9 protein-coding genes are annotated in these 11,731 nt (G+C 65.9%); 7 read left to right on the top strand and 2 right to left on the bottom strand.

Translation table 11 applies throughout. The features are described from left to right. Positions 1-159: 159 nt before the first annotated feature. On the bottom strand, positions 160-795 hold the full coding sequence (locus AAN986_RS13740) for a GntR family transcriptional regulator (RefSeq protein WP_016446050.1): 636 nt from the start codon (positions 793-795) through the stop codon (positions 160-162). Positions 796-909: 114 nt separating this feature from the next. On the opposite strand from AAN986_RS13740, the gene scpA reads away from it, so the two are divergent. From scpA to AAN986_RS13720, 4 genes are all read left to right on the top strand, one after another. Further along, positions 910-3,087: a methylmalonyl-CoA mutase gene (gene scpA / locus AAN986_RS13735; RefSeq protein ID WP_047218660.1), complete on the top strand. Its 2,178-nt coding sequence runs from the start codon at positions 910-912 to the stop codon at positions 3,085-3,087. Positions 3,088-3,112: 25 nt separating this feature from the next. Then, positions 3,113-4,123: a methylmalonyl Co-A mutase-associated GTPase MeaB gene (meaB, locus tag AAN986_RS13730; RefSeq protein ID WP_016446052.1), complete on the top strand. Its 1,011-nt coding sequence runs from the start codon at positions 3,113-3,115 to the stop codon at positions 4,121-4,123. Between the two features lie 57 nt (positions 4,124-4,180). Beyond that, the gene (locus AAN986_RS13725; protein ID WP_047218661.1) at positions 4,181-5,713 is read left to right on the top strand and encodes an acyl-CoA carboxylase subunit beta; all 1,533 of its coding nucleotides are present in this window, start codon (positions 4,181-4,183) and stop codon (positions 5,711-5,713) included. Positions 5,714-5,924: 211 nt separating this feature from the next. After that, positions 5,925-7,973 (top strand): acetyl/propionyl/methylcrotonyl-CoA carboxylase subunit alpha, encoded by a 2,049-nt coding sequence (locus tag AAN986_RS13720; protein WP_043791906.1) that lies wholly within the window; start codon positions 5,925-5,927, stop codon positions 7,971-7,973. An 83-nt stretch (positions 7,974-8,056) separates the two neighbouring features. Here the strand turns inward: AAN986_RS13720 and AAN986_RS13715 are convergent, their stop codons facing one another. Next, on the bottom strand, positions 8,057-9,151 hold the full coding sequence (locus tag AAN986_RS13715; RefSeq protein ID WP_046983925.1) for a LacI family DNA-binding transcriptional regulator: 1,095 nt from the start codon (positions 9,149-9,151) through the stop codon (positions 8,057-8,059). 225 nt (positions 9,152-9,376) lie between these two features. Between AAN986_RS13715 and AAN986_RS13710 the strand changes: the two genes are divergently transcribed. The 3 genes from AAN986_RS13710 to AAN986_RS13700 are packed head-to-tail and all read left to right on the top strand — an operon-like array spanning position 9,377 to position 11,713. After that, entirely contained in the window at positions 9,377-9,895 is a 519-nt protein-coding gene (locus AAN986_RS13710) for a gluconokinase (protein WP_016446056.1), read from the top strand. Positions 9,896-9,913: 18 nt separating this feature from the next. After that, on the top strand, positions 9,914-10,420 hold the full coding sequence (locus AAN986_RS13705) for a TRAP transporter small permease (RefSeq protein ID WP_016446057.1): 507 nt from the start codon (positions 9,914-9,916) through the stop codon (positions 10,418-10,420). A gap of 12 nt (positions 10,421-10,432) precedes the next feature. Beyond that, positions 10,433-11,713, top strand: a complete 1,281-nt coding sequence (locus AAN986_RS13700; RefSeq protein WP_016446058.1) for a TRAP transporter large permease subunit — start codon at positions 10,433-10,435, stop codon at positions 11,711-11,713. The last annotated feature ends 18 nt before the right edge of the window (positions 11,714-11,731 follow it).

Here is an 11,731-nt window from a genome sequence, read left to right as displayed (position 1 = left end):
CAGGCCCCGGCGTCAGCTTCGGACATGTGCGGAGTTGGCGGCGAGGTTTATGCTGCACTGCAGCGTTCTCGGGCGATGCGCCTGAAGCGAACCAGGAGCCGCATGCCCGCCTACGTCGCCACTGTTGCCCAGCCAGCCAGGGTTCAGATGAACCCGAGTTCAGGACGCTGCAGCCAGACCGTTTCTGAAGTGCTGACGCATGGCCTGCGCGGCGGCCGCGCCATCGCGGCGCAGCAGGGCCTGCATGACGGTCTCGTGCTCGGCCAGCGAGTCCTCGATGCGGCCCTGCTTGAACAGCGACTTGTGGCGGTTGAGCTTCATGACCTTGCGCAGGTCGGCCACCAGCTGGTTGCGCCAGCGGTTGTCGGCGATCTGCAGCAGCTGCATGTGAAAGCTCTCGTTGAGCTCGAAGAAGCGGTCTGCATCGCGCATCTGCGCCTTGAGTTCCTCATGGGTCTGCTGCAGGGCGGCAAGTTCCTCATCGCTGCCCGATTCGGCCACGACCTGCACGGCATCGGATTCCAGCAGGCTCAGCAGGTGATAGACATCGGCAATGTCCTTGGACGACACCTCGGTCACATAGGCGCCGCGGCGCACCTTCATGGTGACCAGGCCCTCGGCGGCCAGCACCTTCAGGGCCTCGCGCAGCGGGGTGCGGCTGATGCCGTATTCCTCGGCAATCTTCAGTTCGTCGATCCAGTCACCAGGCGCCAGTTCGTGCGCGAAGATGCGCAGGCGCAGCTTCTCTGCCACCTGTTCGTAGAGCGCGCGGGGAGTGAGGGTGTTTGTCGACATGTGGCCCGGATTGTATCGGCAAAGATATTTTGAATGAATAATTATGAATGATGTAAACTGCGGCAGCTCTGGGGCATGCCCTCAAGGGCACCTGTCATTCACGAGCCTGAGAACATGAGACAAGACCATCCGACAGCGCAGAACGGCCAGGAATTCGCAACTGCCGACCTGCAGAAATGGGCCCAGGCGGCCGCCAAGGCCGCTCCAGGGGGCGACATCCAGGCACTGCACTGGACCACGCCCGACGGCATCGACGTCAAGCCGCTGTACACGGCGGCCGACACGGCGGATCTGCCCCATACGGATAGCCTGCCAGGCTTCGAGCCCTACATCCGCGGCCCGCAGGCCACCATGTACGCGGGCCGGCCCTGGACCATTCGCCAGTACGCGGGCTTTTCCACGGCCGAGGAATCCAATGCCTTCTACCGCAAGGCGCTGGCCGCCGGCGGGCAGGGCGTGTCGGTGGCTTTCGACCTGGCCACGCACCGGGGCTACGACAGCGACCATCCGCGTGTCACGGGCGACGTGGGCAAGGCCGGCGTGGCCATCGATTCGGTCGAGGACATGAAGGTGCTGTTCGACCAGATCCCGCTGGACAAGATCAGCGTGTCCATGACCATGAACGGCGCCGTGCTGCCCGTGCTGGCCGGCTACGTGGTGGCGGCCGAGGAGCAGGGCGTGGCCCAGGACCAGCTGTCGGGGACCATACAGAACGACATCCTCAAGGAGTTCATGGTCCGCAACACCTATATCTACCCGCCCCAGCCGTCGATGCGCATCATCGGCGACATCATCGAGTACACGAGCAAGAACATGCCCAAGTTCAACTCGATCTCGATCTCGGGCTATCACATGCAGGAGGCGGGCGCCAACCAGGCGCTGGAACTGGCCTTCACGCTGGCCGACGGCAAGGAGTACGTGAAGACCGCCACGGCCAAGGGCATGGATGTGGACGATTTCGCGGGCCGGCTGTCCTTCTTCTGGGCCATCGGCATGAATTTCTATCTGGAAATCGCCAAGATGCGCGCGGCCCGCCTGCTGTGGTGCCGCATCATGAAGGGCTTCGGCGCCAAGAAGGCCAAGAGCCTGATGCTGCGCACGCACTGCCAGACTTCCGGCTGGTCGCTGACCGAGCAGGACCCCTACAACAACGTGGTGCGCACCACCATCGAGGCCATGGCCGCCGTCTTCGGCGGCACGCAGAGCCTGCACACCAACAGCTTTGACGAAGCCATCGCGCTGCCCACCGAGTTCTCGGCCCGCATTGCGCGCAACACGCAGCTGATCATCCAGGAAGAGACCCACATCACCAATGTGATCGACCCCTGGGCCGGCAGCTACATGATGGAAAAGCTGACCCAGGACATGGCCGACGCCGCCTGGAAGATCATCGAGGAGGTCGAGGCCATGGGCGGCATGACCGCCGCCGTGGATTCGGGCTGGGCCAAGCTCAAGATCGAGGCCGCCGCCGCCGAGAAGCAGGCGCGCATCGACTCGGGCAAGGACGTTATCGTCGGCGTCAACAAGTACAAGCTGGCCAAGGAAGACGCCATCGACATCCTCGAGGTGGACAACGTCAAGGTGCGCGACAGCCAGATCGCGCGCCTGAACCAGATCAAGGCCAGCCGCGATGCCGCCAAGGTCGAGGCCGCCCTTCAGGCCCTGACCCAGGCCGCCCAAAGCGGCGAGGGCAACCTGCTGGACCTGTCCATCCAGGCCGTGCGCCTGCGCGCCACGGTGGGCGAGGTCTCGGATGCGCTGGAGAAGGTTTTCGGGCGCCACCGCGCCGATACGCAAAAGGTGACCGGCGTGTATGCAGCAGCCTACGACTCGGCCGAGGGCTGGGAAAAGCTCAAGGTCGAAATCGACGCATCGTCCGAACAGCTGGGCCGCCGCCCGCGCGTGATGATCGCCAAGCTCGGCCAGGACGGCCATGACCGCGGCGCCAAGGTGGTGGCCACGGCCTTTGCCGACCTGGGCTTCGACGTGGACATGGGCCCGCTGTTCCAGACGCCCGAGGAATGCGCGCGCCAGGCCATCGAGAACGACGTGCACGCCGTGGGCGTGTCCACGCTGGCGGCAGGCCACAAGACCCTGGTGCCGGCCATCATCGAGGAACTGCGCCGCCAGGGCGCGGACGACATCATCGTCTTCGTGGGCGGCGTGATTCCCGCGCAGGACTACGACTTCCTCTACAACGCCGGCGTCAAGGGCGTCTATGGCCCGGGCACACCCATCCCGGCCAGCGCCAAGGACGTGCTCGAGCAGATCCGCCAGGCCAACAGCCTCTGAGCCCGCCGCAGTGACTCCCGAGCAAATGCAAGACGGCATCCTGAACGGCAACCCTGCCGTTCAGCGCCGGGCGATGGCCAAGGCCATCACCCTTTTGGAATCCACGCGCACGGATCACCGCGCTGCGGCAGATGGGCTGCTCACGGCCCTGCTGCCGCATACGGGCGGATCTTTCCGCCTGGGCATCAGCGGCGTGCCGGGCGTGGGCAAGAGCACCTTCATCGAGACGCTGGGCCTGTTCCTGATTGGGCGCGGCCTTCGCGTGGCGGTGCTGGCCATCGACCCATCGTCCACCGTGTCGGGCGGCTCCATCCTGGGCGACAAGACGCGCATGGAGCAGTTGTCCGTTCATCCGGATGCCTACATCCGCCCCAGCCCCAGCAGCGGCACACTGGGCGGCGTGGCCGAGAAAACCCGCGAGGCCATGCTGGTCTGCGAGGCGGCTGGCTACGATGTGGTCATCGTCGAGACCGTGGGCGTGGGCCAGAGCGAGATCGCCGTGCAGGGCATGTGCGACATGTTCTGCCTGCTGCAACTGCCCAATGCGGGCGACGACCTGCAGGCCATCAAGAAGGGCGTGATGGAGCTGGCCGACCTGGTGGTCATCAACAAGGCCGACATCGACCCGCATGCCGCCACGCGCGCCCAGGCCCAGATCACCTCCAGCCTGCGCCTGCTGGGCATGCACGGCAACCCCGAGCATGCCCACCACGACGAGCGCCTTTGGCAGCCCCAGGTCATCACCATCAGCGCGCTCAAGAAGGAGGGCGTTGAAGGTTTCTGGGGTGCGGTGGAGGAATTCCGCCGCCTGCAGCAGGCCAACGGGCGCCTGGCGCTGCGCCGCGAACGCCAGGCGCTGTCCTGGATGTGGGAGCGCATCGACTCCGGCCTCAAGCAGGCCTTCCGGCAGCATCCGCAGGTGCGGGCGCTGCTGCCCCAGCTGCAGGCCGACGTGGCAGCAGGGCGCATCGCGGCCAGCACGGCCGCCAGAAATCTGCTGCAGGCGCAGGCAGGCCCCGTGGCGGCGCCGCAGTGACGGCCGACAAGACAAGACCAGACAAACCTTACCGTTAGACGTTAGAGGAATCGCAGCATGCAAGACATCCTGGATCAACTGGAGACAAAGCGCGAACAGGCCCGCCTGGGTGGCGGCCAAAAGCGCATAGACGCACAGCACAAGAAGGGCAAGCTCACGGCGCGAGAGCGCATCGAGCTGCTGCTGGACGACGGCACCTTCGAGGAATGGGACATGTTCGTCGAGCACCGCTGCACCGACTTCGGCATGGAAGACAGCAAGATCCCCGGCGACGGCGTGGTCACCGGCTACGGCATGATCAACGGCCGCCTGGTCTTCGTCTTCAGCCAGGACTTCACCGTCTTCGGCGGCGCGCTGTCCGAGACTCATGCCGAGAAGATCTGCAAGATCATGGACCAGGCCATGAAGGTCGGCGCGCCTGTGATCGGCCTCAACGACTCGGGCGGCGCCCGCATTCAGGAAGGCGTGGCCTCCCTGGGCGGCTATGCCGACGTGTTCCAGAAGAACGTGCTGGCCAGCGGCGTGGTGCCGCAGATCTCCATGATCATGGGCCCCTGCGCGGGCGGCGCCGTGTATTCGCCGGCCATGACGGACTTCATCTTCATGGTCAAGGACAGCAGCTACATGTTCGTCACCGGCCCCGAAGTGGTGAAGACCGTGACGCACGAGGAAGTCACGGCCGAGGAGCTGGGCGGCGCCATCACCCACACCACGCGCAGCGGCGTGGCCGACATGGCCTTCGACAACGATGTGGAGGCGCTGATGATGCTGCGCCGCCTCTACAACTACCTGCCGCTGAACAACCGCGAGAAGGCGCCCGTGCGCTACACCTCGGACCCCGTGGACCGCGCCGACAAGTCGCTGGACACCCTGGTGCCCGACAACGCCAACAAGCCCTACGACATGAAGGAGCTGATCCTCAAGACCGTGGACGACGGCGACTTCTTCGAGTTGCAGCCCGACTACGCCAAGAACATCCTCACGGGCTTTGCGCGCATGGACGGGCAGACCGTGGGCATCGTCGCCAACCAGCCCCTGGTGCTGGCCGGCTGCCTGGACATCAAGAGCTCCATCAAGGCCGCGCGCTTCGTGCGTTTCTGCGATGCCTTCAACATCCCCGTGGTCACCTTCGTGGACGTGCCCGGCTTCATGCCCGGCACCAGCCAGGAGTACGGCGGCATCATCAAGCACGGCGCCAAGCTGCTGTACGCCTATGCCGAGGCCACGGTGCCCAAGATCACCGTCATCACTCGCAAGGCCTACGGCGGCGCCTATGACGTGATGGCCTCCAAGCACCTGCGCGGCGACGTCAACCTGGCCTGGCCCCATGCCGAGATCGCCGTGATGGGTGCCAAGGGCGCCGTGGAGATCATCTTCCGCGAGGACAAGAACGACCCCGCCAAGCTGGCAGCGCGCGAGGCCGAGTACAAGGCCCGCTTCGCCAACCCCTTCGTGGCAGGAGCGCGCGGCTTCATCGACGATGTGATCCAGCCGCATGAGACGCGCAAGCGCATCTGCCGCTCGCTGCAGATGCTCAAGAACAAGCAGCTGGAAAATCCGTGGCGCAAGCATGGAAACATCCCCTTGTGAAGCACCCCCTGAGCGGCTCCGCCGCTTCCCCCTCTCTAACTCGCTTCGCGAGGGAGGGGGACGACACCCTCGGTGCGGGGCGGCCCTTCCTAGGTGTCCCTCGCGTTGGTCGCGCCGGTTACTGACAGTGCTGGCGAAGCGCAAAACAGGGACAGCGAAGCTGACGACAGCTCCGGTTCCCATGATTTAGTTCCAAGAATGGGCTAAGAAGATGTTCAAGAAGATCCTGATTGCCAACCGCGGCGAGATTGCCTGCCGCGTCATCGCCACCGCCCGCAAGATGGGCATACAGACCGTGGCGGTGTACTCCGATGCGGACCGCGAGGCACGCCACGTCAAGCTGGCCGACGAGGCCGTGCACATCGGTGCCGCTCCCAGCCGCGAGTCCTACCTGCAGGCCGACCGCATCATTGCCGCCTGCAAGCAGACCGGCGCGCAGGCCGTGCACCCGGGCTATGGCTTCCTGTCCGAGAACGAGGCCTTCGCCCGGCGCGTGGAGGAAGAGGGCATCGCCTTCATCGGCCCCAAGCACGCGGCCATCGCGGCCATGGGCGACAAGATCGCCTCCAAGAAGCTGGCCGACAAGGCGGGCGTGAGCACCATCCCCGGCTACAACGATCCCATCGCCGGCCCCGACGCCGCCGTGGAAATCGCCAAGGGCATCGGCTACCCCGTGATGATCAAGGCCAGCGCCGGCGGCGGCGGCAAGGGCCTGCGCGTGGCCTACAACGACAAGGAAGCCTTCGAGGGCTTTGCCAGCTGCCAGAACGAGGCACGCAACAGCTTTGGCGACGACCGCATCTTCATCGAGAAGTTCGTGCAGGAGCCGCGCCACATCGAGATCCAGGTGCTGGGCGACGGCCACGGCAACGTGATCTACCTGAACGAGCGCGAATGCTCCATCCAGCGCCGGCACCAGAAGGTGATCGAAGAGGCGCCGTCCCCCTTCATCAGCGACGCCACGCGCCGCGCCATGGGAGAGCAGGCCGTGGCCCTGGCCAAGGCCGTGGGCTACCAGAGCGCGGGCACGGTGGAGTTCGTGGTGGGCAAGGACCAGGATTTCTACTTCCTGGAAATGAACACCCGCCTGCAGGTGGAGCATCCGGTGACCGAGTGCATCACCGGCCTGGATCTGGTCGAGCAGATGATCCGCGTGGCCGCTGGCGAGAAGCTGGCCATCGCTCAGGAAGACGTCAAGCGCGATGGCTGGGCCATCGAGTGCCGCATCAACGCCGAGGACCCGTTCCGCAACTTCCTGCCGTCCACCGGCCGCCTGGTGCGCTTTTCGCCGCCCGAGCAGACCATGTGGCAGGCCGACACCGGCCACCTGCACGGCGTGCGCGTGGATACGGGCGTGTATGAAGGCGGCGAAATCCCGATGTTCTACGACTCGATGATCGCCAAGCTCATCGTGCACGGCAGCGACCGCAACGACGCCATCGCCAAGATGCGCGAGGCGCTCAACGCCTTCGTGATCCGGGGCATCAGCTCCAACATCCCGTTCCAGGCCGCGCTGCTGGCCCATCCCAAGTTCAAGAGCGGCGAGTTCAACACCGGATTCATTGCCGAGCATTACGCCCACGGCTTCCACGCCGAGGATGTGCCGCACGGCGACCCCGACTTCCTGGTCGCCCTGGCAGGCCACATGAACCGCCGCTACCGCGCGCGCGCCGCCACCATCAGCGGCCAGATGCGCGGTCATGAGCTCAAGGTCTCGGCCGACTACTGCGTGGTCGTGCTGGGGGCCGATGGCAAGCACCAGTACCGCGAGGTGCAGGTTTCCGACTTCGACGCGGAAAGCCGCGCCAGCACCGTCACCGTGGACGGCAAGCCCTACACCTTCCGCAGCGAGACGCCGATGCGCGCCATGTGCGTGCAGGGCAGCTGCAACGGCAAGCCCTTCACGGCGCAGGTCGAGCGCGGCACGGCCAGGAACCCGCTGGCCCTGCGCGTCATCCACAACGGCACGCAGATCGACGCCCTGGTGCTGTCGCCGCGCGGCGGCGAACTGCACCGGCTCATGCCCTACAAGGCACCGCCGGACCTGTCCAGGTTCCTGCTGTCGCCCATGCCGGGCCTGCTGGTGGACGTGGCCGTGCAGCCGGGCCAGAAGGTGCAGGCCGGCGAAAAGCTGGCCGTGATCGAGGCCATGAAGATGGAAAACATCCTGTTCGCGTCGCAGGACGGTGTGGTCAGCAAGATCAGCGCCGGCAAGGGCGACTCGCTGGCCGTGGATGATGTGATCCTGGAATTCGAGTGATGTCCGCGTGATTCCTGCGCCGCAGGCGTCGACCAGATAAAAGGCCGGGCAGCAGACCCGGCCTTTTCATTTCCACTGTCGCTTCAACTGCTTTGCCGCACCACCAGCTCATATCCCAGATCCAGGCTGTGCAATGGCAAGGCCTCGCCGCGCATCAATTGCAGCAGCATGCGCGCGCCTTCGGTTCCGATATGGCCGCGCGGCGTGCGGATGGTGGTCAGTGGCGGCACCATCTGGTCGCTGCCGGGCAGGTCGTTGAAGCCGGCGATGGCGATCTGCTGCGGCACGCGGATGCCGCGGCGCAGGGCTTCGAGCAGGGCGCCCTGGGCAATGTCATCGTTGCAGAAGAAGAGGGCATCGACGGATGGATCCAGCCGCAGGGCGGCGTCCAGCAGCTCGGCGCCCAGCGCCATCGAAGTGGGGCGGGGCCACAGCAGTTCCAGGGCCGGGTCGTGCAGGCCCGCGTCCTGCAGGGCCTGGCGGTAGCCAGAGGCGCGCTGCATCACGCGGGCATCGAGCTGGCCTGCGCAAAAGGCAATGCGCTTGTGCCCGCGCTCCATCAGATGCCGCGTGATGGCGGCTCCGGCTTCGGCCTGCGAAAACCCCACGCTGGGCGTGCCCGGCTCGCCGCCCAGCTCCATCAGGTGCACGCAGGGCACCTTGCTGGCCTGCACGAGTTCGCGCGCAGCGGGACTGCGGTCAAAGCCGGTGAGCAGCAGGCCGGCAGGGCGCATGGGCAGGTAAGTGCGCAGCAGTTGCTCCTCTTCGGCCCGGTCATAGTGGGTCACGCCGATCAGCGCGTGGTAGCCGGCGGCGAACAGCACCTTGTGCACAGACTCGATCAGGTCCACGAACAAGGTGTTGGACAGCATGGGCACCAGCACCAGCACCTGGGCACTTTTCTGGGAGGCCAAAGCGCGCGCGGCAGGGTCGGGCACGTAGCCCATGCGCGCGGCGGCGGCGCGGATTTTCTCGACCAGGGCGGGGTCCACGCGCCGCTCGCCGCGCAGGGCGCGTGAGACCGTCATGGGGCTGACGCCGGCCGCCTGTGCCACATCGCTGAGCGTTATGCGTCCGCTGGCCCGCGACGAACGGGCGCGGCCCGTGGCGGGCAGGGCCGGGTCGCAAGGATCGGCGCAGGACGATTCTGGAGATGCAGGCGGAATCTGGCGGGCCAAGGGAATGTCCTAGGTCGGTGGCGAGAGGGTTGGAGATTATGATAGCGCTATCCCAATCATTCGAAGGCCCGCAGTCCTGCGTGTAAACCCGGACGAAGGCCTCTGAAGCACACCGAAATCCAAGGCAGACCCTGGTCTGCCAATTTTTGCAAGAACATGGATAGCGCTATCCCAACAACAACCGACGCCACCGCCGCAGGCAGCCGCCCACGGGCGCTGGTCGTCATGGGCGTTTCCGGCTGCGGCAAGTCGAGCGTGGGGCAGGCCCTGGCTGATGCCCTGGGCTGGACCCTGCACGAGGGCGATGCCCACCATGCCGAGGAAAGCATCCGCAAGATGCAGGCTGGCATCCCCCTGACCGACGACGACCGCAGCGGCTGGCTGGACCGGCTGGCACGGCTGCTGGCCCAGGCCATGCCGGGGCAGGGCGTGGTGCTGACCTGCTCGGCCCTCAAGCGCAAGTACCGTGACCGCCTGCGTGCCGCCGGCCCGGCCGGCGCCGTGGGCTTCGTTTTTCTGGACCTGGACTACGGCACGGCGCTGCAGCGCGTGCAGGAGCGCGCCGGCCACTTCTTCTCGCCCGAGCTGGTGGCCAACCAGTTCGCCACGCTGGAAAGCCCGGCAGGCGAGCGCGCCGTGCTGTCCGTGGACGCCACGCTGCCGCTGGCCGACATCGTGCATCGCGCACAGGACTGGCTGGTCCATCCGGCGCCGCAGGCCGCCCCTCTCTCCCAGAACCCATAACGCCAGGAGACAAAAACCATGCAATCCGATTCCCCCGCAGTCCGGCCCAAGCCGCGCCTGCAGCACTTTGCCGAGGTGCTGATGGTGCTGGCCCTGGCCGGCATGGTCATTGCCGTGTTCGTCAACGTGGTGCTGCGCTATGTGTTTCATACCAGCATCGTTTCCTATGAGGAAATCTCGCGCCTGCTCTTCGTCTGGCTGGTGGCCATTGGGGCCATCGTGGCCGCTTTCGAGGGCAGCCACCTGGGCTTCGACCTTGTGACATCCCGCGTGGGCCCTGGCGCGCGCAAGGTGTTGTTCTGGGTGTCGCAGGCGCTGGTCCTGGTCTGCATGGGCCTGCTGCTGTGGGGCTCATGGGCCCAGGTGCAGGCCGGGCTGAACAGCTACAGCACGGTGCTGGGCTACCCGCTGGCCTTGGGCGCTGCGGCCACCCTGGTGCTGGCCGTGGGCCTGCTGTTGGTGTCGCTGCGCGACCTGCGCCGCGGCGCGCCGGCAGAAAACCATGGCGAGACTTCGGTCGAGTAAGGAGCAGGCACCATGGTTGTGACCCTGATCTTTCTGGCCGTGCTGATCGGCGGCATGGTGATCGGCATGCCCATTGCCCAGGCGCTGGTGTTGACCGGCGTGGCGCTGATGTGGCATCTGGACTTCTTCGACTCGCAGCTGCTTGCGCAGAACCTGCAGGCCGGCTTCGACAACTTCCCGCTGCTGGCCGTGCCCTTCTTCATCCTGGCGGGTGAGCTGATGAACGCGGGAGGCCTGTCGCGCCGCATCATCGACCTGGCGCGCGCCTATGTGGGCCATATCCGTGGCGGCCTGGGCTACGTGGCCATTGGCGCCGCCGTGCTGCTGGCCTCGATGAGCGGCTCGGCCATTGCCGATACTGCCGCCCTGGCCACCATCCTGCTGCCCATGATGCGCGAGCAAAAGTACCCCGACAGCTACAGCGCGGGCCTGCTGGCCTCGGGCGGCATCATTGCGCCCATCATTCCGCCGTCCATGCCCTTCGTGATCTACGGCGTGACGACCAACACCTCGATCAGCAAGCTGTTCCTGTCGGGCGTGGTGCCGGGCCTGATCATGGGCGTCTTCCTGATCTTTGCCTGGTGGTCCATCGCCCGCAAGTTCGACCTGTCGCGCGGCGAGCGCATGGCCTGGGGCCCGCGTCTGAAGGCACTGGCCAAGAGCTTCTGGGCGATGATGATGCCGGTCATCATCCTGGGCGGCCTCAAGGGCGGCGTGTTCACGCCCACCGAGGCGGCCGTGGTCGCAGCCGTCTACGCGCTGTTCGTGTCCATGGTGATCTACCGCGAGATGACATGGAGCCGTCTGTACGCCGTGTTCCTGGCCGCCGCCAAGACCACGGCCGTGGTCATGCTGCTGTGTGGCGCCGCCACGGTGACGGCCTACATGATCACCCTGGCCGACCTGCCCAACATGCTGGCCGACAGCTTCTCCGGCCTGCTGGGCAACCCCATGCTGTTCATGGCCACGATGATGCTGTTCCTGCTGGTGGTGGGCACGGCCATGGACCTGACGCCGACCATCCTGATCTTCGGCCCCGTGTGCGCGCCGCTGGCCGTCAAGGCGGGCATCGACCCCATCTACTTCGGCTTCATGTTCATCTACGTGGGCTGCATCGGCCTGATCACGCCGCCCGTCGGAACGGTGCAGAACGTGATTGCCGGCGTGGGCCGGCTGCGCATGGAGACCGTGATCAAGGGCACGAACCCGTTCCTGATGGTCTATGTGCTGCTTGCCGTGCTTTTCGTGATTTTTCCGCAAATCATCCTGGCGCCTCTGCGCTGGATGCACTGACCCCCCACTACAACCCAA

This window comes from Delftia sp. DS1230 (assembly GCF_040112715.1).
Classification (GTDB): Bacteria; Pseudomonadota; Gammaproteobacteria; order Burkholderiales; family Burkholderiaceae_C; genus Comamonas; species Comamonas tsuruhatensis.
The sequence above is the reverse complement of the archived record's forward strand: the minus strand, read 5'-3'. Positions and strand labels throughout refer to the sequence as shown.

Bases quoted from the DNA above. Each gene is read 5' to 3' on its own strand.
- AAN986_RS13740 (WP_016446050.1), bottom strand. From the start codon at position 795: ATGTCGACAAACACCCTCACTCCCCGCGCGCTCTACGAACAGGTGGCA.
- scpA (WP_047218660.1), top strand. From the start codon at position 910: ATGAGACAAGACCATCCGACAGCGCAGAACGGCCAGGAATTCGCAACT.
- meaB (WP_016446052.1), top strand. From the start codon at position 3,113: ATGCAAGACGGCATCCTGAACGGCAACCCTGCCGTTCAGCGCCGGGCG.
- AAN986_RS13725 (WP_047218661.1), top strand. From the start codon at position 4,181: ATGCAAGACATCCTGGATCAACTGGAGACAAAGCGCGAACAGGCCCGC.
- AAN986_RS13720 (WP_043791906.1), top strand. From the start codon at position 5,925: ATGTTCAAGAAGATCCTGATTGCCAACCGCGGCGAGATTGCCTGCCGC.
- AAN986_RS13710 (WP_016446056.1), top strand. From the start codon at position 9,377: ATGGGCGTTTCCGGCTGCGGCAAGTCGAGCGTGGGGCAGGCCCTGGCT.
- AAN986_RS13705 (WP_016446057.1), top strand. From the start codon at position 9,914: ATGCAATCCGATTCCCCCGCAGTCCGGCCCAAGCCGCGCCTGCAGCAC.
- AAN986_RS13700 (WP_016446058.1), top strand. From the start codon at position 10,433: ATGGTTGTGACCCTGATCTTTCTGGCCGTGCTGATCGGCGGCATGGTG.